The 20933-nt window shown below is 40.8% G+C and carries 18 protein-coding genes; 12 read left to right on the top strand and 6 right to left on the bottom strand.

All coding sequences use genetic code 11. The features are described from left to right. Positions 1-598: 598 nt before the first annotated feature. Both CWB65_RS15135 and trhP read right to left on the bottom strand, forming a co-directional pair. The gene (locus CWB65_RS15135) at positions 599-844 is read right to left on the bottom strand and encodes a YfhL family 4Fe-4S dicluster ferredoxin (protein ID WP_033024903.1); all 246 of its coding nucleotides are present in this window, start codon (positions 842-844) and stop codon (positions 599-601) included. A 415-nt stretch (positions 845-1259) separates the two neighbouring features. Continuing rightward, on the bottom strand, positions 1260-2648 hold the full coding sequence (trhP, locus tag CWB65_RS15130) for a prephenate-dependent tRNA uridine(34) hydroxylase TrhP (RefSeq protein WP_138740913.1): 1389 nt from the start codon (positions 2646-2648) through the stop codon (positions 1260-1262). Positions 2649-2875: 227 nt separating this feature from the next. On the opposite strand from trhP, the gene ndk reads away from it, so the two are divergent. The 9 genes from ndk (at position 2876) to der (ending at position 13500) form a co-directional block, all read left to right on the top strand. Further along, complete coding sequence (ndk, locus tag CWB65_RS15125) at positions 2876-3307, top strand: nucleoside-diphosphate kinase (RefSeq protein ID WP_008111339.1); 432 nt, start codon at positions 2876-2878, stop codon at positions 3305-3307. 183 nt (positions 3308-3490) lie between these two features. After that, the gene (rlmN, locus tag CWB65_RS15120; protein ID WP_006793574.1) at positions 3491-4624 is read left to right on the top strand and encodes a dual-specificity RNA methyltransferase RlmN; all 1134 of its coding nucleotides are present in this window, start codon (positions 3491-3493) and stop codon (positions 4622-4624) included. Positions 4625-4740: 116 nt separating this feature from the next. Continuing rightward, the gene (gene pilW, locus CWB65_RS15115; protein ID WP_138740912.1) at positions 4741-6612 is read left to right on the top strand and encodes a type IV pilus biogenesis/stability protein PilW; all 1872 of its coding nucleotides are present in this window, start codon (positions 4741-4743) and stop codon (positions 6610-6612) included. Then, complete coding sequence (locus CWB65_RS15110; protein ID WP_058430343.1) at positions 6609-7469, top strand: RodZ domain-containing protein; 861 nt, start codon at positions 6609-6611, stop codon at positions 7467-7469. Before pilW ends, CWB65_RS15110 begins: the two co-directional genes overlap by 4 nt. Positions 7470-7474: 5 nt before the next feature. Further along, the gene (ispG, locus tag CWB65_RS15105; protein ID WP_138740911.1) at positions 7475-8593 is read left to right on the top strand and encodes a flavodoxin-dependent (E)-4-hydroxy-3-methylbut-2-enyl-diphosphate synthase; all 1119 of its coding nucleotides are present in this window, start codon (positions 7475-7477) and stop codon (positions 8591-8593) included. Between the two features lie 256 nt (positions 8594-8849). Then, the gene (gene hisS, locus CWB65_RS15100) at positions 8850-10130 is read left to right on the top strand and encodes a histidine--tRNA ligase (protein ID WP_138740910.1); all 1281 of its coding nucleotides are present in this window, start codon (positions 8850-8852) and stop codon (positions 10128-10130) included. Between the two features lie 19 nt (positions 10131-10149). Next, positions 10150-10770 carry a YfgM family protein gene (locus tag CWB65_RS15095; protein WP_006793569.1) on the top strand — a complete coding sequence of 207 codons (621 nt, stop codon included), beginning with the start codon at positions 10150-10152 and terminating at the stop codon, positions 10768-10770. A gap of 10 nt (positions 10771-10780) precedes the next feature. Beyond that, entirely contained in the window at positions 10781-11959 is a 1179-nt protein-coding gene (gene bamB / locus CWB65_RS15090; RefSeq protein WP_006793568.1) for an outer membrane protein assembly factor BamB, read from the top strand. Positions 11960-12033: 74 nt separating this feature from the next. Beyond that, the gene (gene der / locus CWB65_RS15085; RefSeq protein ID WP_010556037.1) at positions 12034-13500 is read left to right on the top strand and encodes a ribosome biogenesis GTPase Der; all 1467 of its coding nucleotides are present in this window, start codon (positions 12034-12036) and stop codon (positions 13498-13500) included. Positions 13501-13578: 78 nt separating this feature from the next. Here the strand turns inward: der and CWB65_RS15080 are convergent, their stop codons facing one another. Both CWB65_RS15080 and CWB65_RS15075 read right to left on the bottom strand, forming a co-directional pair. After that, positions 13579-14082 (bottom strand): TFIIB-type zinc ribbon-containing protein, encoded by a 504-nt coding sequence (locus CWB65_RS15080; protein ID WP_138740909.1) that lies wholly within the window; start codon positions 14080-14082, stop codon positions 13579-13581. Between the two features lie 27 nt (positions 14083-14109). Further along, complete coding sequence (locus CWB65_RS15075; protein ID WP_008126583.1) at positions 14110-14697, bottom strand: DUF4202 domain-containing protein; 588 nt, start codon at positions 14695-14697, stop codon at positions 14110-14112. A 218-nt stretch (positions 14698-14915) separates the two neighbouring features. Here CWB65_RS15075 and CWB65_RS15070 point away from each other — a divergent pair, with 218 nt between their 5' ends. Then, positions 14916-16643 carry a DUF885 domain-containing protein gene (locus tag CWB65_RS15070; protein WP_138740908.1) on the top strand — a complete coding sequence of 576 codons (1728 nt, stop codon included), beginning with the start codon at positions 14916-14918 and terminating at the stop codon, positions 16641-16643. Between the two features lie 159 nt (positions 16644-16802). Continuing rightward, the gene (locus CWB65_RS15065; protein ID WP_138740907.1) at positions 16803-18113 is read left to right on the top strand and encodes a DASH family cryptochrome; all 1311 of its coding nucleotides are present in this window, start codon (positions 16803-16805) and stop codon (positions 18111-18113) included. A 26-nt stretch (positions 18114-18139) separates the two neighbouring features. Here the strand turns inward: CWB65_RS15065 and CWB65_RS15060 are convergent, their stop codons facing one another. Next, positions 18140-19216, bottom strand: a complete 1077-nt coding sequence (locus tag CWB65_RS15060) for a YeiH family protein (RefSeq protein ID WP_008126579.1) — start codon at positions 19214-19216, stop codon at positions 18140-18142. A 137-nt stretch (positions 19217-19353) separates the two neighbouring features. On the opposite strand from CWB65_RS15060, the gene CWB65_RS15055 reads away from it, so the two are divergent. Further along, positions 19354-20232 carry a LysR family transcriptional regulator gene (locus CWB65_RS15055; protein ID WP_008126578.1) on the top strand — a complete coding sequence of 293 codons (879 nt, stop codon included), beginning with the start codon at positions 19354-19356 and terminating at the stop codon, positions 20230-20232. A gap of 132 nt (positions 20233-20364) precedes the next feature. Here the strand turns inward: CWB65_RS15055 and CWB65_RS15050 are convergent, their stop codons facing one another. Beyond that, a complete protein-coding gene (locus tag CWB65_RS15050; protein ID WP_138740906.1) occupies positions 20365-20811 on the bottom strand; it encodes a hypothetical protein in 447 nt (148 codons plus the stop codon). Between the last annotated feature and the right edge of the window lie 122 nt (positions 20812-20933).

The raw sequence follows: 20933 nt of genomic DNA, 5'->3' as shown, positions 1-20933 counted from the left end.
GAACACCTAAGTAAGTTATTGCTGTTGGTCACTCAGTTTTAATTGAGACTCTAATTTGTTTGCCTCACTTAGCGAACTAAGCTTGGCTGTTAGAACTCAATCTGTACGAGTGCCCACACAGATGATTGCTTTATATTTTTAAAGAACGTTTGAGTTGCCTTAGCGACTCAAGGGAAGCAAATCTTACGCTTTCCTATATTTTTGTCAACACTTAATTTTAAATTTTATAAAAATCTAAACTCAAGTTTTACTCGACTCACTAAGTGGTTTGCTTGCCTCGCTAAGCGTTGCCTGCTCTGCCGTCTCAGTGGGGTCGCATTATAGGGATATTCGAATGATGGTCAACGTTTATTTCACGCTTATTCAAAAGAATTTGGTTTTAGTACAAAATACATACAAACTGCGGTTTGAGGGGGTATAATTTGCATATAAAAAGACCTTTCAATCAGTTTATACAAAGGATGAGGTTATTTACTTTGAACTAATTTCACTCTTACGAAAATAATAACTTTGAGCCTCCTTATAATTATTCATCTTGAGCACTCACACAAACTGCTTTTATATATAGCTGTATGAGTAAAATTGTTAGTTACTATTACTAACCATTAATACGTATATATCTATCGGCTAACTCATCTAAAGTTTCTCGGCAATTTGGATCTGGTTTAATGCAATCTATTGGACATACACTGATACAGGTTGGCTTTTCATAATGCCCTATACACTCGGTGCACCTTTCAGAATCTATCTGATAAATTTTAGCGCCCATATAAATTGCTTCATTTGGGCACTCTGGGTCGCACATATCACAGTTAATGCATTTATTATTTATTAGTAGTGCCACTATTACCTCCTTCGTTGACCTTGAATAAAGTGCGAATACTGAATCGCACTTGTTTTATATAGTTTATAAGTTACTTAACGCTTTTCATCTCTAAAAAAGATACCGAGCACCCATTAACTATTTATTGCAAAACGCTAAAAAAACATTAATGTTTATATAATCAATTAAGTTTTGGAGTTAAAAACAATGGGTGACTATGTATGGATATTCCCTGCAGTTGTACTTACTATCATTTTGGCCAAATTAGTTATAACTCATGCAAACACTAAGAAAGAAGAGTCTTGATTTAACAGACTGCTTGTAAATTAGTTCATTCCTTTAATAAAAACTTTTTATTATTAATAATCTTTTTCGTTTTATTTAAGCAATAAAGTTCACAGTGATATACAGATACCTTCATTACTAAGTTTAATCGTTAGTTCGCTACTGCATGCTTATGTGGGTTACGTGTATCTTGGTGCTCATCTAAATTACGCATCAATATAGCGTGCTCTAAATTAATACCTTCATCTAACTGAACTTTTACAATATGCCCTGAGCCTTTGGCATCGCTAATACTTTCGCCCTTTTTGTTTTGCATGTATTCAAGCTCAAACGTAATGTTTCCTTGCGGTGTCATCAGCTCTAAAGAATGCCCAACACAAAATTTATTTTTAACGTCGATTTCAACTAGTCCATTTTCGCAGCGCCCTAGTACTTCACCCACAAATTGCTGCTTAGTAGACACCGAATGACCGTATTCGTAGTTTTGATATTCTTGGTGAGCATGGCGCTTTAAAAAGCCTTCCGTATAGCCTCTATGTGCTAAGTTCTCAAGCGTCTTAAATAAGTTTGTATCGAATGGTTTACCCGCAACCGCATCATCTATTGCTTTACGATACACTTGCGCGGTGCGCGCAACGTAATAAAATGATTTAGTACGCCCTTCTATTTTTAAACTATGTACGCCCATTTTTGTAAGCTGTTCAACGTACTGCACGGCACGCAAATCTTTTGAATTCATAATATAAGTGCCATGCTCATCCTCAAATGCTGGCATATACTCACCTGGGCGACCTTGCTCTTCGAGCATAAATACATCGTTACTTGGCGCGCCTTCGCCAAGAGTAGGAATTACCTGTTTCGGATCAAACTTATGCACCATTTCGCCCGTCTCGTTTTCAACCCCAGATTTTACATCGTAACCCCAACGGCATGCATTCGTACATGTACCTTGATTTGGATCGCGCTTATTTATATAACCCGAGAGTAAACATCGTCCAGAATAAGCCATACATAATGCACCATGCACAAATACTTCTAGCTCAGTTTCTGGACACTGTGTGCGTATTTCCTTTATTTCTTCAAGCGATAGCTCGCGAGATAAAATAACACGCTCAATACCTTGTTTTGCCCAAAACCGCACACTAGCGTAATTAACGGCATTTGCTTGCACCGATAGGTGAATAGGCATGGCTGGCCACTTTTCACGAACAAGCATAATTAAACCCGGATCGGACATAATCAGCGCATCGGGCCCCATTGCTATTACCGGTTCAATATCACGTAAATACGATTTAACCTTAGCGTTATGCGGTGCAATATTTGATACCACATAAAACTTTTTATTTAATGCGTGAGCTTCATTAATACCTACTTGTAAGGTCTCTAAGTCAAACTCATTATTACGCACACGCAAACTGTAGCGAGGCTGGCCGGCGTAAACGGCATCGGCTCCATATGCAAAGGCGTAACGCATTTTTTTTAAACTGCCTGCAGGGCACAATAGTTCAGGTATAAAAGGGCTTGAAGAAACAGGTGACATTTGCGCTCCCTACAACAAAGGGCATTAAGCCAATTGTGTGCGTCATAAATTTAAATATAAAATCAAAGCGCGGCAGTATAAATAGCACTAAAAATTTCCCCTTGATCAAGATCATAAAATTGTAATTGAACTGGTTTTTAATAAAATTAGGATTTTTCAGCTAAAGCGCGTATAATTCGCGCCCGTTAATATTCACACTTTTACTTATAAATTATTGGAGCATAAAGATGGCTTTAGAGCGTACTTTCTCAATCGTAAAACCTGATGCAGTAGCTAAAAACCACATCGGCGCTATCTACAACCGTTTCGAAACTGCTGGCCTTAAAATCGTTGCAGCTAAAATGGTTCACCTTTCACAAGAGAAAGCTGAAGGCTTCTACGCTGAGCACAGCGAACGTCCTTTCTTTGGCGCTTTAGTTTCTTTCATGACTTCTGGCCCAGTAATGGTTACCGTTCTTGAAGGCGAAAACGCTGTTCTTAAAAACCGTGAAATCATGGGGGCTACTAACCCTGCTGAAGCACTAGCTGGTACTTTACGTGCAGACTACGCTGACAGCATTGACGAAAATGCTGTTCACGGTTCTGACGCTGTTGAATCTGCTGCTCGCGAAATCGCGTACTTCTTCGCTGACGAAGAGCTTTGCCCACGTACTCGTTAATTTGAGTTTCACAGTTAACCCTGTGATGCAAAGTATGAAAAGGGCTTTCGAGCCCTTTTTTAGTCATTAATTAAAGTATTACACTGGCATATTTGATGTTTTACTTAATGATTAAAGTGAGTGAATTGTGTACAATTCGCCCTTGTAAATTTTATCACCACCGTTACTGATTAAGGTTGTTTCATGACCACTGCGCAAAAAAAGATTAACTTATTAGATTTAAACCGAGATGCAATGCGTGAGCTATTTGTATCGTTCGGTGAAAAGCCATTTCGTGGCGATCAGGTGATGAAATGGATTTATCATTTTGGCGTAGATAACTTCGACGAAATGAGCAATGTAAATAAAAAGCTTAAAGAAAAGCTTAAAGCTGAATGCGAAATTGTAGCCCCTGAAATATCAGTTCGCCAACAAGCGAGCGACGGTACAATTAAATACGCATTAGTACTTGAAGGCGGCCAAGAAGTAGAAGCCGTGTGGATCCCAGAAAAAGAACGTGCAACGTTATGTGTATCTTCACAAGTTGGCTGTGCTTTAGAATGTACGTTTTGCTCTACCGCACAACAAGGCTTTAACCGTAACTTAAAAGTGTCTGAAATTATTGGCCAAGTATGGCGTGTAGCTAAAGATATTGGCCTAGATGGCAACAGCGAAAAACGCCCTGTTACTAACGTAGTAATGATGGGTATGGGCGAGCCATTACTTAACGTTAAAAACGTAGTACCCGCTATGGAATTAATGATGGACGACTGGGGCTTTGGTTTATCTAAGCGCCGCGTAACACTAAGTACATCGGGCGTGGTACCGGCACTTGATTTATTAAAAGAGAAGATTGACGTAGCACTTGCTATTTCACTTCACGCGCCAGATAACGCACTGCGTGATATTTTAGTGCCTATTAATAAAAAGTACCCTATTGAAGAGTTTTTAGCGGCATGTCGTCGTTACATTGATGGCTCTAAAGCCAATAAAGACGTAACAATTGAATACGTAATGCTTAACGGCGTTAACGACAGCACCGACCAAGCTCACGAATTAGTTAAAACGTTAAAAGGCACGCCTTCTAAAGTAAACCTTATTCCGTTTAATCCATTTCCGGGTAACGAATACACACGCTCGAGCAACAGCCGAATAGACCGTTTCTCTAAGGTTTTACAAGCTGCTGGCATTACATGTATTGTGCGTCGTACTCGCGGGGATGATATTGATGCAGCATGTGGGCAATTAGCCGGCGATGTAGTTGACCGCACTAAACGTATGGCGAAAAAGAAAATGCGTGACGATAACAAAATCTCAGTTAACATCCAGCAAGCCTAAATTTAGTTAAATTACTAAAAGCCCTCCTGTTAAATCGTTTATTATTAAATAATTGATGCAACATGAGGGCTTTTAGGTAATATAGGCAATATGGACAAAAATAAAGAGATAAGGTAATGCGATCTATACTTGCTATAACACTATCGGCACTGGCTTTAAGTGGCTGTGTTACCGAAAGTAGTTATAACGGCAGTAATAAGCCCGTTGTCAAAAATAAAATCAATAACGCCGGGGCAGCACGCACTCGAATAGCTTTAGCCTTACAGTACCTAAAAACAGGTAATAATTCACAAGCAAAATACAACCTAGAACGCGCTGCTGAATTCGCTCCCAACTTACCTGAAGTTCATTACTCTATGGCCTATTACTACCAGCAAGTAGGTGAAAACCCATTAGCCGACAGAGCCTATCAAAAAGCATTAGATATAAAGCCTGATGATCCTAATACACTCAACAACTACGGTGTATTTTTATGTGGTATTGATGAATACGACCGCGCCACCGATCAATTTTTAAAAGCCATTGAAATTCCAACGTATATTCGTGTTGCCGAGAGCTACGAAAATCTAGCGTTGTGCGCCATTGAATTTGATGATTTTGAAAACGCAGAAACTTACTTTAAGCAAGCGCTTAATCACAGCTCTCAACGAACCTCTACTCTTATAAGCTTAGCGGCTCTGTTTTATGCAAAAAGTGACTTATACAAAGCGAACGACATTCTTAAAAAACATGACGACACAGGTCGAGTATCCTCGCGTGCTTTAATGCTTAGCTATTTAGTTAAAAATCGCATGGGTCGAATAGAAGAAGCCGAAAAAGTAGCAAGCACACTTTTACAAACCTATTCTACTAGTAACGAAGCATACGCAATTAGAGAGCAACGCACACGATTTAACGAATTTGAAATGCTGCGCGAGAAATATCGTAAGGCAAAACTCAACGAGTTAAAAGCTGATGCAGACGGCACATATATAAGTGCAAAACCAAAAATAAAAATAGTAAGAAAAAAGGCACCTAACCAAGACAGCACAACAAGCCTGGTTATTAAGCAACCTGCACAAGTAACTCCAGCAAAGCCTGAACAAAACACGCAAGATGCGAATCCGGTCATAGCCAGAAATGATATAAACACAAGCGCAGATACAGCTGTTGATGAAGCTGCAACAACACAAGAAGTCACTCCAAAAAAAGTTACACCTAAAGCACCTGTAACAACAATTGTAAAACAGCCAGTACAAGCTGAAACACAACAAATTAAACCCTCTGGGCCATCAACAGATACGTCTGCGATATTACTTGCGTTAACAACTCAACCAAATACAACAAATATGCCTGAGTCAGTTATTGAAGAGCCTGCTACTAAGACAAGCACAGCAGCTTCAACAGTTATAGCTAAAGTAGTACCAGCAGCACCAAAAGAAGAAGTGAAAATTATTTCTTTTGGGGCGCCTAAAACGGCTAACTTTAATTCACCTCAAACAAATCAGCCAACAGTCACGACGAACACGACAGCTGCCAGTAACGACTCAAATGTTGTTTTTTACGAAGCCACTAAAAATGAAGATATTTTTGAAACGAGTGGTTACCAAAACGGTAGTGACGTTACATTTACAAACTTATCATCAAATAAGCAAACAGCGTTACCTATGTTAAATCCTAAAGTCGCAACATTACGAGTGCCTTTTCATATCATTGAGTTTGGTGAAAACCTATTTAGCATTTCGGTGCGATACAATGTTAAACTACAAAAGCTCCTACAATGGAATGGATTAAAAGAGTCGGATCGGGTAATGAATGGCAGCAAAATTTACTTAAACGATCCTAATATTTATTACGAAATTAAATCTGGCGACTCCCTTTACGATATTGCTACCCAGAAGCAAGTATTAATTGATGAATTAATGCGATGGAATAAATTAAGTCCTGATATAGAGCTAAAACCAGGACATAGACTTTTACTAGTGGATCCAGACTCATACCTATTATGAATGAAGAAAATACGCAAAGCGAACAGCCTACAGTAGGCCAAATTTTAAAAGCACACAGAGAGCAAGCTAAGGTAAGCATTGAAACCATCGCTAAACCACTAAAGCTATCTGAGTTTCAAATTAAGCACCTTGAAAATGACGACTTTCAAGCGTTAGGACCTATTACTTTTGTTAAAGGCTACATAAAAAACTATTGCCGTGAATTAAAAGTAGATAGCGCACCTATATTAGCCATGTTGCCAGCACCACCTGAACCAGCAAAACCAGCTAACATGCAGAGCTTTTCTCGTCGTACAGAAAAAGAAGCAAGCGATAGCCGTTTAATGTTGGTAACTTACATTATTATAGCCATTGTTATTGGCTCGTCTGCTTTATGGTTTTGGCAAAACGCCACCCCAATTGAAGAACAAACCACAAATATAAATATTGGCAACACCATAATGAGTGAACGCCAAGCCATTCAATCAACTAATATTGAACAGCAAAAAACAGCAAACGATGTTGATGAGTTACGCCAAGAGCCTGTTGAGCAAAGTACAGATTTTACAAATAACGAAATAACACAAGCAGTTAACGAACAAACTTCAGAGTCAGATACCGATAAAGCCGACATCAGCACAATAGAAATGCTATTTAATGACGAAAGCTGGGTCGAAATTCACGACGGCGAAGGCGAAAAAATAGCCTTTGGCGTTAAAAAAGCAGGTTACAGAATGACTGTTTCTGGTACACCTCCTTTTGCTGTTGTGCTTGGTAAGCACAATGTAGTTAACATTACCTTAAACGGTGAGCCAATAGATATTTCGGCTTTTCCTAAGAACCGTTTAGCCAAATTTACATTACCATTAGCAGAGTAGTCGCTATGTTTTCAGAATCACCAATTAAACGCAGAAAATCCACCCGTATTAATGTAGGCAATGTGCCTATTGGCGACGGTGCTCCAATTGCCGTACAGTCTATGACTAATACCGACACCATGGATGTTGATGCAACCGTTGCACAAATTCAAGCTATACAAGATGCTGGCGCCGACATAGTACGAGTATCGGTACCGACTATGGACGCTGCTGAAGCGTTTAAAAGTATAAAAGAGCAAGTAAGTATTCCGCTTGTTGCCGACATTCATTTTGATTACCGCATAGCCCTAAAAGTGGCAAAGTATGGCGTAGATTGCTTACGTATAAACCCTGGTAATATCGGAAGCGAAGAGCGCATTAGAGCTGTTGTTGATTCAGCTCGCGAGCACAACATCCCTATTCGTATTGGCGTTAATGGCGGCTCACTTGAGCGCGATTTACAGGAAAAATATGGTGAACCAACACCTGAGGCGTTATTAGAATCAGCAATGCGCCATGTTGATATATTACGTCGCCTTGATTTTGATCAATTTAAAATATCGGTAAAAGCGTCAGACGTATTTTTAGCTGTAGGCGCATATCGCTTGCTTGCAAAAGAAATAGACCAACCTTTGCATTTGGGTATCACTGAAGCTGGCGGCATGCGTTCAGGTTCGGTTAAATCAGCTGTTGGCTTAGGTATGTTACTAGCCGAAGGCATAGGCGATACATTACGTGTATCACTCGCCGCCGACCCGGTACAAGAAATAAAAGTAGGATTTGATATATTAAAATCACTGCGCATTCGCTCTCGTGGTATTAACTTTATTGCCTGCCCCAGCTGCTCTCGTCAAGAGTTTGATGTAGTAAGCACTATGAACCAACTAGAAGAACGCCTTGAAGATATAATCGAACCGGTTTCTGTATCGGTTATTGGTTGTGTAGTAAATGGCCCTGGTGAAGCACTCGTCAGTGATATTGGCCTTGCCGGTGCAAATCGCCGTTCTGGTTTGTATATTAATGGTAAACGTCAAAAAGCCCGTATCGACAATAACAATATTGTTGAGCAACTAGAGGGCTACGTTCGCGATTTTATAGATAAAAAGCAAAGCCAAACCCCTATCGATGTAAAAATAGTCGAATAAACAACGTATAAACCGCCAAGCATTCGTGTTTGGCGTTGACCCTTATAATAGATTTACCCAAGCGTTCAAAAATACAGAGTTCAGCGCTTCATCGAGCTTTATATCAAAGTATTACTTTTAATAATGGTAATTTCTTTTAATTCCAACGACGCTCGCATCTTGAGTTGGTTTGGGTATATAATGTCGGGTCAATTTTAAGCATTCTCGTTGTGTAAGCATTTTTTTATTACACATAAACAGTAATTAGGATTTATCAGTGGCAAAACAAATTCAGGCAGTTCGCGGTATGAACGATTGTCTGCCGGGCGATACACAAATTTGGCAGAAAGTAGAAAACATTTTACGCGAGACTGTAGCATCGTTCGGTTATCAAGAAATTCGTTTTCCTATTGTAGAATCAACCGATCTATTTAAACGCTCTATTGGTGAAGTAACCGATATAGTAGAAAAAGAAATGTACACCTTTGCCGATCGCAATGGCGACTTACTAACACTTCGCCCAGAAGGCACCGCAGTGTGTGTACGTGCTGGCAACCAAAATGGCTTACTGTACAATCAAGAACAACGACTTTGGTACATGGGCCCAATGTTTCGTCATGAACGCCCGCAAAAAGGTCGTTATCGTCAGTTTCACCAATTTGGTTTAGAAACATTTGGTATTGCCACAGCCGACATAGACGCAGAAGTTATTTTATTAACAGCGCAATTATGGAAAGCGTTTGGCATTAGCGAGCACGTACGTTTAGAGCTTAACTCTTTAGGTTCTAACGAAGCGCGCGCCGATTACCGAGATGCGCTTGTTGCTTACCTTGAACAACATACCGACGTGCTTGATGAAGACTCAAAACGCCGTATGTATTCAAATCCGTTACGTGTACTTGATAGCAAAAATCCAGACGTTCAAGCAATCTTAGTTGATGCGCCTAAATTATCTGAGCATTTAGATGCTGAATCAAAAGAACATTTTGAAAATTTATGTGAACGTTTAGACGCAGCTGGCGTCTCATACACGGTTAACGAAAAATTAGTGCGCGGTTTAGACTATTACAACCGCACAGTATTTGAATGGGTAACCGACAGCCTTGGCGCGCAAGGCACTGTGTGTGCAGGTGGACGTTACGACGGTTTAGTAGAGCAACTTGGTGGAAAGGCAACCCCAGCAGTTGGCTTTGCAATGGGCCTAGAGCGCTTAGTATTGCTACTACAAGCACTTGAATGTGTTGGTGACATACGTCGTAATGCTGATGTATATTTAGCGGCAATGGGCAACAAAGCAAGTATTCAAGCCCCAATTATTGCGTCAGAACTACGCCGTGATGTGGCTGGCCTTCGTGTGATGGTTCACGCGGGTGGCGGAAACTTTAAAAAACAATTAAAACGTGCCGATAAAAGCGATGCACTTGTTGCCGTAATTATTGGTGAAGATGAATTAGAGCAAGGCGTTGTGACCATAAAGTATTTACGCGAGCGTAAAGAACAAGTCACATTAAAATTAGAACAAGCTAAAGCGCTACTAGCTGAGCTTATAAACGGCTAAGCAGATATTAGAGGTAATCATGGATATACATTCAACAGAAGAAGAACAAGCAGAAGCAATTAAACGCTTTTTCCGTGAAAACGGTCTTTCACTGGCACTTGGTGTAATTGTTGGCTTAGGTGGCTTATACGGTTGGAAAGCTTACAACCAAAACCAAATTACAACCGCTGAGCAAGCGTCAGACTCTTACACTAAATTAGTTGAAGGTGATGATGTTTTATCATCAGCAGATGCTTTTATCAGTGAAAATAAAGACACAAACTATGCTGCACTTGCGGCGTTTGTTGCCGCTAAAGATGCGGTAGAAGCACAAAAATTAGATGTTGCTAGCGAAAAGCTAAGCTGGATTGTATCAAACGTTGATAATGCAGAATTAAAAGCAATTGCGATTACACGTTTAGCGCGTATTCAAATTGCACAAACTAATTTTGACGATGCTTTAAGCACACTAAATGCACCATTACCTGAAGCATTTAATGCAAACGTTGCAGAGCTTAAAGGCGATATTTATGCTCAGCAAGGTAATAAAGAACAAGCACGTACTGCTTACCAAGCCGCGGTAGATGCAGGAGGGTTAACAGGCAACCCACTTTTACAAGTTAAGTTAGATGACCTAGCAGTAACTAGCCCAGCGGCATAAGGTTTTAGGTATGAAAAAATTAACGACCGCAACCCTTGCCCTATGTATGGCAACGCTAATGGGTTGTTCATCAAGTGATGAAGAAGACGAACTAGTCCTTCCAGAAATCGTCAATCAGTTTGAAACTGATGTTGTTTGGCAAGAGTCTGTAGGTAGCGGCGTAGAGCATTACTTTTCTCGCTTAACACCTGCTGTTTACAAAGACACTGTTTATGTTGCTAACCGCGAAGGTCAAGTAGAAGCGTTATCGCTTACTAACGGCGATGTACAGTGGGACACCGACGTACGCCAAGACACCTCTTTTTGGCCTTGGAGCGACGACGGTTCAGCAAAATTATCAGGTGGTATATTACAAGCTTATGGTAAACTGTATATCGGTTCTGAACATGGCTTTGTTGTAGCACTTGACCGTGAAACCGGTGAAGAAGTATGGCGTAAAAACGTACCTGGTGAATCACTTTCTAAAGCAGCAGCTGGCGATGGCTTAATATTTGTAAACTTAGGCTCGGGTAAATTACTAGCCCTTCATCCCGATACTGGTGAAGAGCGTTGGAGCTTTGAGCAAGAAGTGCCTGCGCTTACATTACGCGGACAAAGTGCACCCACTGTTGCCAATGGTGGTGTTTTAGTTGGCCTTGAAACAGGTAAATTAAGCGTTTTAATTTCAGAAAGTGGTTACTCAGCTTGGAGTGCAGAAATTGCAGCTGCAAAAGGTGCCTCAGAATTTGAACGCCTAGTTGATGTAGACACGCAGCCACTCATTAGCGGCCCATACGCTTATGCAATTGCATACAACGGTAACTTAGCTGCAGTAGATATTCGCTCTGGTAATGTTGTTTGGAAGCGCGAATACAGTAGCTATCGCGAAATTTCGATGGATGCGCAAAGTATTTATGTAGTAGACAGCAACGGCGTTGTTTATGCATTAGATAAAAATTCAGGTATTGAACGTTGGAGCCAACCCGCACTTCGTGGTTGGTACTTAACAGGTCCTGCTGTTACAGGTAACTATTTAGCCTTAGGCGACCAGGAAGGTAACCTACATTGGCTAAACAAAGACACTGGTGAGCTTGTATCTCGTGAAGACTTTGACAGCTCAGGCTTCTTTGTTGAACCTGTTGTTGCCGACGACAAACTGATATTATACACCCGTGACGGTGAAGTAAGTGCGGTAACAATACCAAACTAACTAGCTAACACTTAAAGGTTTTTTGTAAGGCTTCGCTCTGCGAAGCCTTTTGTTGTTTTTTAAAGAGGTAGTTTATGCTTCCCGTGATCGCTCTAGTTGGGCGACCCAATGTGGGCAAATCCACATTATTTAACCGTTTAACACGTACTCGTGATGCACTCGTAGCCGATTTTCCAGGTTTAACACGAGATAGAAAATATGGCCAAGCTAATTACGATGGCTATGAATTTATCGTGGTGGACACGGGCGGTATTGATGGCACAGAAGAAGGCATCGAGATCGAAATGGCTGACCAATCGCTACTTGCTATTGAAGAAGCCGACATCGTACTGTTTTTAGTAGACGCACGCGTAGGTATGACCGTTGCCGACCAAGCTATTGCCAATCATCTTCGCAAGCAAGACAAAAAATGTTTTGTTGTTGCCAATAAAACCGATGGCATAGACGCTGATTCAAACTGTGCTGAATTTTACCAGCTATCACTGGGTGAAATTCATCACATAGCAGCAGCGCATGGTCGTGGTATTACACTTTTACTTGAGCACACACTTCAACCTGTGATTGCCGAACTAGCAGCACAAGATGAAGACGTAGCCGATGACGATGAAGAGCTAATAGACCTTTACGAAGAAGGTGAAGGCGATGATACCGACCACCAAGCATTTGCAGATAAGCCGGTAAAGCTTGCAATTATTGGTCGCCCTAATGTTGGTAAGTCAACACTTACAAACCGTATACTAGGTGAAGAACGTGTAATTGTGTACGATATGCCAGGTACTACGCGCGACTCTATCTATATCCCTATGACACGAAACGAAAAAGAGTACGTGTTAATCGATACAGCCGGTGTACGTAAACGTAAAAAAGTAAGCGACGTAGTAGAAAAGTTTTCAGTTATTAAAACACTGCAGGCTATTGAAGATTGTAATGTTGTTTTACTGGTTGTTGATGCGCGCGATGGTATTTCTGATCAAGACTTAAGTTTATTAGGTTTTGCGCTTAACTCAGGTCGTTCATTGGTTATTGCCGTGAACAAATGGGATGGGCTTGATGACTACGTTAAAGATCGTATTAAAACCGAGCTTGACCGTCGTCTAGGCTTTATTGACTTTGCACGCTTGCACTTTATATCTGCACTTCATGGCACAGGTGTTGGCCATTTATTTGAATCGGTTGATGAAGCGTACGAATCAGCAACTAAGCGTATAAGTACTGCAATGCTTCGCCGTATTATGGACATGGCACAGGCCGATCACCAGCCGCCTCTTGTTCGTGGTCGTCGTGTTAAGCTTAAATACGCGCATGCCGGTGGTTATAACCCGCCGCGTATTGTAATTCACGGTAACCAAGTTCACGATTTACCAGATAGCTACAAACGCTACCTGATGAACTACTACCGTAAAGCACTTAAAATTATGGGCACCCCAATCAAAATTGAATTTAGAGAAGGTGATAACCCATTCGCAGGGCGTACTAATAAAGTAACGCTTTCGCAAAAACGTAAAATACGTGCCTTTGCAAAAGAAAACCGTAATAAATAAACGGCATAAGCGTTAATTTATTACAAAAACGGCGTACTTTTTAGTACGCCGTTTTTTGTTTTAATACATTATTAAACGTTACAAGCTAAGTAAAGCTAAGCGCACTAAGTTCTCAACCGTGGTTTCGTGTGCACTTTTATTTTTATTAGTTGGCATAAACCTAGAAGCAGGCGGCTTAATAGTTATAAACCCATGATTGGTGGACATTTCGTGCACTAACAGTTTTCGTTCTTTGGGGGTTAGGTGGTTTTCGTGTATTTTTGCAAGCTCGCCGCTATCAAGCCATATGCCAGCGCAACCTGGGCACTCGTCTATTTCGACAGCCTTAACTGGCGAAAAATACCGGCGCATCATCACAATACTTGGGCATTTAGGGCAATTTACTCGCATTGAAACATCGCCTTCATTTTCGGTATAGTTACTTAAGTGTTTAAGTAAAACCTGACCATGCTTTAACTCAGGCGAGCTAAACTTAAAAATTTGGCTGTTATCAAAAAACACGCCGCCTTGCGCTGACGTAAAAACAGTAATGCCGCCAACAAGTAAAGGTTCAAGTGGCGTATTACTACGAGGACAATACATTTAAAATTCCTTTTTATTTATGTTCTTTTACTCAAGCGCTTTATCGATAAGCCCAACAAGCGGCGCTGGCAATGTAATATTACCTGCAAGTACAAACTCATGCGCGTCATCTGACATTTTTTGCCATGTACGGCGAATAATCCCTATCCATTTTTGCTCATCGTAATCAGGCTTACTATTAGCAAACCCCAACATGTAATGCTCAATAAATACGAGGCTTGCTACGTCTTCTACTAATTGGCTGTCTGGGTTACGTTTAATATTTTTTTTAGCCACCGCATCGTACACTCTGTTTTGCTCAGCTTCGCCGTAACCAGCTTGCTTCATAAGCGCAACAACACTACTTGCATGAAATATATAAAGTGCACTGCGCCATTGATGATAGCCTTGCTTGTTCATTTCAAAGTCACTACGCGGCGACTTCCAGCGTTGTATATGCTGCCCACGCACTGCAATTTGCATAAGCTCGCCAGCATCGGGGTTAAAACGGCTAAGCATGTCGCTCATTCGAGTAGCATAAAGGCTTTCTTTGGGCACGCTTTGCCCATTAAATTGCTCACTATTTGGGTCTTGGTTGTTTGCTTCATCAATCAAGGCGATTACTTTATTAAACATGACGGTCATTTTTTATAATAAGTTTTAATCATTCTAAACGCTGATAAAACAATAAACTAGAGCTGCTGTAAGTTATGTAGTGAAATTTGCTCAATCTTAAAATACAACCGATAAATACATAAGGGTAAAAGTAAGCGCATTGATTAAGTTAACTTGGTACTATATTGAGCACAAATTAAAATAAAAAAGCGCGACTAACTCGCCAATAACGGATCACTATGTTTAAAAAACGTATTTTAGCTATTTGCTTAGCAACCACCTCGCTACCAAGCCTTGCCGACAGCAACAGCGATTTAAAAACCATTATTGATAACCACTGGCAAAATGCCAAAGTTGAAAAAATATTTTTTCGAACCGACCCTGACGGTTGGAAACCAAACGGCACATTACCAAACTGGAGCGAGCAAGCCATTGCTAATCGCCAAACTTATAACAACAGCGTACTAAAAAGCTTAGCCAACATTGACCCAAAAACGCTCAATAACGAGCAACTAATGAACTATCGCTTATTTAAATATGAGCGCGAAACCGAGCAGCAAAGCTACCTTTATCAAGATAAGTATTTTCCGGTTAATTTTTTAAGTGGCTGGCATACTTACTTTGCAGAAGCACCCGCTAACATGGCTTTTTTAACAGCGGATGATTACAACGCATTTTTAATCAGCCTTGCCGACTACCCGCGCTTTAATCAGCAAAATATTGATTTAATGAAAGAAGGTATAAAAACAGGCTTTACTCATTACTGTAAAACCTTTGAAAATTACAGCCAAAGCATTAGCGCGCATTTAGTTAAAAACCCCGAAAAAAGCGCCCTTTACGAGCCCTTCACGCGTATACCTAATACATTTAGTGCAGCGCAAAAAGCGAGTTTAAAACAAAAAGCACAAGCGTTAATTGAAGAAAAAGTAATTCCTGCCTATCAGCATTTTTATGACTTTTTTAAAAATGATTACATGTCACACTGTAGAGCGAAGCCGGGCATTGCAAGCGTTGAAGGCGGGCTTGATTATTACAAATACACCGTTAATTACTACACCACAACTAACGCGACGCCTAAACAAATACATGAGCTAGGCCTAAAAGAAGTCGCGCGTATTAAAGCGCAAATGCAAGCCATTATTGATGAAGTAGGCTTTGATGGCACCTATAGTGAGTTTTTAGAGTTTTTAGCAACCGATGAGCAATTTTACGCAAAAGACGCGCAAGACCTACTTGAAAAAACCGCTTATATCACGCAAAAAATGTATGGCAAATTGCCCACTTACTTTGGCCACTTACCGCGTAACACCTTTACTATTAAAGGCTCAGCAAGTCGTGGCGCGTTTTATATGCCACCGCCAGATAACCGCTCTCCTGGTACTTATTTTTTAGCCTCAACACCTAAACTGCAGCCTTTATATAATTTAGAAGCACTCAGCCTGCACGAAGCCATACCAGGGCACCATTTACAAAACGCCATTGCTATGGAGTTAAATGTACCCGAATTTAGACGCACACTCAGCCACTCTGCATTTGGCGAAGGTTGGGCACTTTATACAGAACGTTTAGGTAAAGAAGCGGGTTTTTATCAAAGCCCTTACAGCGATTTTGGCCGTTTAGGTTACGAAATGTGGCGTGCAGTGCGCTTAGTGGTTGATACCGGTATTCATGCGTTCGGCTGGAGCCGCCAAAAAGCAATTGACTACCTAGCAAGCCACACCGCGTTGCCACAAAGCGCCGTGGAAGATCAAATAGACCGCTATATTTCATGGCCAGGCCAAGCACTTTCGTACAAAATGGGCGAAATAAAAATACGCGAACTTCGCGCAAAAGCCGAAAAAGAGCTTGGCCCACAATTTGATATACGCAGCTTTCACGATACCGTCATTGGCCAAGGTTCACTCCCTATGGCTGTACTTGAAGATGTTATAAACGATTGGATAGCAAAACAAAAAAAGACAAAGTAAAACCGTACTTTAATAAAATAAGAGGCGGTTACTCTATCGCCTCTTCTCAAATTGCAACCTTGCACGTATTTATAAACTTACTTGATTAAAAACACGATTAACTAATCCTCAGCTACCTTTGTTTCGTAAATACAACATCGACAAAACCAGAGCAAAAGTATGAGCAAACGCATTTTATATTGGCTACAAAACGATTTACGCCTAAACGACAACCCAATTTTTAGCAAACTCGCACTACAGCAATGCGCACTAGACGTGGTGTTTGTAATTAACCCCAACTGGTTTAAAAACACAAATTATCAGCAAAAGCAGTATGGTGAAAACAAGTACACCTTTTTAATGCAAAGCCTTTATGAGTTACAGCAAGCATTAATTGTGCGTGGCCAAACTCTGCACGTGCTAGAAGGCGAACCCGTTAGTGTTTTAAAGCAACGTATTAAAGTGCAACACATTGATGAAGTGGTTTACAGTGAGCAATTTGGTGTGTACGAACAACGCGAAATTAATTTATTAAAAGCTCATTGTCCTGAAGCCCAGTTTACCGGTACCCTGCAGGATACCTTGTATCAGCAAAACGAACTGCCATTTAACTTAACAGATTTACCCAAAAGCTTTACCCCATTTAAAAAGAAGGTTGAAGCTGCCAATATACCAATCACGCTGTCGCACATTACAACCGAGCTATTGCCTAAACCTATTACGCTGTGCGCTAAAAACCCAATTGAGTTACCAAAAGCAATTAACAACTCAATGCATGGTGGCTTAACAAGCGCACAAAAACACTGTGAACAATACTTTGCAGGCGAATTACCTAGCACGTACAAAATAACTCGCAACGCGCTTGATGGCTTTGACAACACCACTAAATTTAGCCCATGGCTTGCTTTTGGGTGTATTAGCGCAAAACAAATATACAATGCGGTTGAGCAATACGAACAAACATATACCGCTAACGATTCAACCTATTGGATTAAGTTTGAACTACTGTGGCGCGAATACTTTAAATGGCACGCGCTAAATGTACAAAGCAGCTTGTTTAGTTTTAAGGGGCAAAAGCAAACTAAGCCACTTACTACGTTTATGCCAAACCGTTTTGCTGCTTGGTGCCAAGGCACAACGCCTTACCCCTTGGTTAATGCCATCATGAAAGAGCTCAATGCCACCGGTTTTATAACAAACCGCTCAAGGCAAATTGTGGCAAGCTGCTTAGTTAACGAGCTGGCACTCGATTGGCGTTACGGCGCAGCTTATTTTGAGCAGCAGCTAATTGATCATGACGTAGCAGCCAATTGGGGCAACTGGCAGTACATAGCGGGAGTAGGCGTTGACCCACGTGGCGGGCGGCACTTCAATATTGAAAAGCAAACACAGCAGTTTGACCCTAAATCCATTTACACCAAAAAATGGGGAGGCAATCAAAGCCCAGATGCACAGCTCGATCACTTAAACGAAGTAGATTGGCCTATTTAAGCCAATCTACCTCCACCTAGTTATATTTAAAACAGCTGAGCAATGCCTACATTAATGGAAAAGCCACCTAAGGTTAAAAACAAAAATAAGCAGCCAGCTAATAACAGCGGTTTTATACCGGCTTGGCGAATAGCGCCAACATGTGTACGCAGCCCAAGTGCGACCATGGCAATGGTAAGTAGTATATTGTCAAACCATACAATGGCGTTTGTAGTACCTTGCGGAATAACCGATATCGAATGTATCCCGCTTGCCACTATAAACAAAACCGCAAACCAAGGGATTGTAATTCTTGATTTTTGCTCGCCGCCCTGTGCGTTTATGTTTGCATGCTTTTTACTTTGCCAAAACGATAAGCCTACTAAAAATGGCGCAAGCATCATTACGCGTAGCATTTTTTCTATCACTGCGGTGTCGGCTGCATTGGCACTTACCGCAGTCCCTGCTGCTACCACTTGCGCGACTTCATGAATGGTTGAACCAACAAAAATACCATATGCGTGCTCACTCAGCCCCATGTACTCAAGCATAATAGGGTAGGCAAACATACTTAACGTGCCAAACACCACAACCGTTGCCACCGCTACCGATACTTTATGTGCCTGAGCTTTTATAACCGGCTCTGTTGCCATTACCGCTGCAGCGCCACAAATAGAGCTACCCGCACCTATTAGTATGGTTGTTTGTTCATCAAGCTTAAAAACGCGCTTGCCTAGCTGCACTGCCAAAATAAATGTACCTAACAGCATTACTATATCGGTTAATAGGCCATGCCAGCCTACACCCGCTACTTGTGCAAAAGTAATCCTAAACCCAAATAAAATAACGCCCGCTTTAAGTAATATACTTTTAGCGTAATCAACGCCTACATCTGTACGCGTAGCAATGTGCGCAAAAACGCTGTTGCTCACAATAATGCCAAGCACAATACCAATTGTTAACGAGCTAAATTGCGCACTTTGCATTATAGGTAACTTACTTAATGCAACAGATGCCCCCGCTAACACAACCACCAGCAGCATACCTAACCACCAGCGCGTATCGCCGTATTGCTTAGTATTAATAACCAAAGGCTGAAACCCATTTTTAATAGCGCTAAGCATAATATTCCCTCACTTAAACCATATTGATGTGTTGACTTAATTGTAAGAAAGCTCAAAATATAACTCCAATATATTAAAATCATGATTTTATAACTTAAGGTTATACAATTTAGAGTTATACAATTTAAGGTTGTTTAATGAACTTACATGCACTTAGGGTGTTTTATACAGTGGCTAAATTGGGTAGCTTTTCAGGCGCAGCCGAAGCGCTTTTTATAAGCCAGCCCGCTGTTTCTAAGGCGCTAAAAGAGCTAGAGCATCAGTTAAATATGCAACTTATTGAGCGCGCATCTAAGGGTAAAAAGCTCACCTTAAGCGAAGGCGGTCAAGCTTTGTATGATCACGCCCGCAGTATTTTTGCTATCGAAAAAGCCGCCATTGACGATATAAAATCGCGCACAGGGCTTAAGCGCGGTACATTAGTTATAGGCACCAGCACCACCATTGCCAGTTATTGGCTACCGCCCTACTTAGCCAAATTTTGTGCGCAGTACCCACACATAAAAGTAGAAGTACAAGTGGCTAATACCGCGCAAATTGAGCACGCATTACTTGAATGCACTATCGATTTAGCACTGGTTGAAGGCACACCTACCGAGCCGCATATAATAAGTAAGCACTGGCAAAACGATTTAATGAGTGTGGTTATACCAAGTAACTTTAAGCCCGCTAAAGACTTAAACGCATGGTTAAACGAGCAGTTTTGGTTATTACGCGAGCCAGGCTCGGGCACGTTAGAAATGTCTGTAAAGTTATTAGCAGAGCATGGCGTGCAAGCTGAGCGCAGTATGCAATTAGGCAGCAACGAAGCCATTGCAAGGGCCGTTGCGCAAGGTATGGGAGTCGCTTTATTGCCAAATGTAGTTACTGAGGATTTAGTGCAGCTAGGTAAATTAACACGCCTGAGCCAAAAAAATAACGAGCAACTCTCTCGGCCTCTTCATCAACTGCATTATAAAGACAGGCCATCCTCGCATGCTGCCCAAGCGTTCGAAAAAAGCCTGTTTAGTGAATAGTGAATAGTGAATAGTAAATAGTGATCACAATTTATGTGCGGTAAGGCACCTGTAGAAAACTTATAAAGTTTAACATATGAAAAGCTCTTTAGTCTTTCTAATGCCTATTAGCTAAGTTAAAACTCAATTGCGTTAGGTGACACACCTCTCATGCTTCACTATTAAATTAAAATAATTTTTAAACATGTGTTCAGAACTGATATCCCTTAAATCCACATCAAAATAGTAGCCGCTTTCTAAAAGTTCCAAACTTTCTAAATCATTACAAATGCGTTCAAGAATTAAATATTTATACTTTGGAGTTATGCTTTTAATGTCATCCGGAATGAGCCCTTCGGCATCAAAATTCAAAACAACTCTTATACTGGTACCTGAATAGCCATAGTTTACAAAACTAATTCGGCTATCAATAGATGAAAAAAAAGCGCTGTAGTGATTTTTATCTTCTTCGTATTCCCATTGAGAAGCATCCCCCCAAATCAAGACAAAAATAACGCCAAAAGCAGCTGCAGCTACAAACAATTTGTTGGCATTTATCAAAAACCACAATTGAACTTTTTCAGATCGCATTAATTTCATAAGCCACATAACTTTTAAGTAAAAGACTAATAATCAAAACTAAAGTCTTGCTCATTCACATGTGTGAGTAATATAACCAGGCTCAAGACAAATACTTTGATGCTAAACCAATACCAATAATT

Origin of the sequence: Pseudoalteromonas sp. S554, assembly GCF_005930865.1 — a bacterium.
GTDB lineage: Bacteria > Pseudomonadota > Gammaproteobacteria > Enterobacterales > Alteromonadaceae > Pseudoalteromonas > Pseudoalteromonas marina.
This window is presented reverse-complemented; position numbering and strand designations above follow the sequence as displayed.

Coding starts and splice junctions, on each gene's coding strand:
- trhP (WP_138740913.1), bottom strand. CDS start 2,648: ATGTCACCTGTTTCTTCAAGCCCTTTTATACCTGAACTATTGTGCCCT.
- ndk (WP_008111339.1), top strand. CDS start 2,876: ATGGCTTTAGAGCGTACTTTCTCAATCGTAAAACCTGATGCAGTAGCT.
- rlmN (WP_006793574.1), top strand. CDS start 3,491: ATGACCACTGCGCAAAAAAAGATTAACTTATTAGATTTAAACCGAGAT.
- pilW (WP_138740912.1), top strand. CDS start 4,741: ATGCGATCTATACTTGCTATAACACTATCGGCACTGGCTTTAAGTGGC.
- CWB65_RS15110 (WP_058430343.1), top strand. CDS start 6,609: ATGAATGAAGAAAATACGCAAAGCGAACAGCCTACAGTAGGCCAAATT.
- ispG (WP_138740911.1), top strand. CDS start 7,475: ATGTTTTCAGAATCACCAATTAAACGCAGAAAATCCACCCGTATTAAT.
- CWB65_RS15095 (WP_006793569.1), top strand. CDS start 10,150: ATGGATATACATTCAACAGAAGAAGAACAAGCAGAAGCAATTAAACGC.
- bamB (WP_006793568.1), top strand. CDS start 10,781: ATGAAAAAATTAACGACCGCAACCCTTGCCCTATGTATGGCAACGCTA.
- der (WP_010556037.1), top strand. CDS start 12,034: ATGCTTCCCGTGATCGCTCTAGTTGGGCGACCCAATGTGGGCAAATCC.
- CWB65_RS15080 (WP_138740909.1), bottom strand. CDS start 14,082: ATGTATTGTCCTCGTAGTAATACGCCACTTGAACCTTTACTTGTTGGC.
- CWB65_RS15075 (WP_008126583.1), bottom strand. CDS start 14,697: ATGTTTAATAAAGTAATCGCCTTGATTGATGAAGCAAACAACCAAGAC.
- CWB65_RS15070 (WP_138740908.1), top strand. CDS start 14,916: ATGTTTAAAAAACGTATTTTAGCTATTTGCTTAGCAACCACCTCGCTA.
- CWB65_RS15065 (WP_138740907.1), top strand. CDS start 16,803: ATGAGCAAACGCATTTTATATTGGCTACAAAACGATTTACGCCTAAAC.
- CWB65_RS15060 (WP_008126579.1), bottom strand. CDS start 19,216: ATGCTTAGCGCTATTAAAAATGGGTTTCAGCCTTTGGTTATTAATACT.
- CWB65_RS15055 (WP_008126578.1), top strand. CDS start 19,354: ATGAACTTACATGCACTTAGGGTGTTTTATACAGTGGCTAAATTGGGT.
- CWB65_RS15050 (WP_138740906.1), bottom strand. CDS start 20,811: ATGAAATTAATGCGATCTGAAAAAGTTCAATTGTGGTTTTTGATAAAT.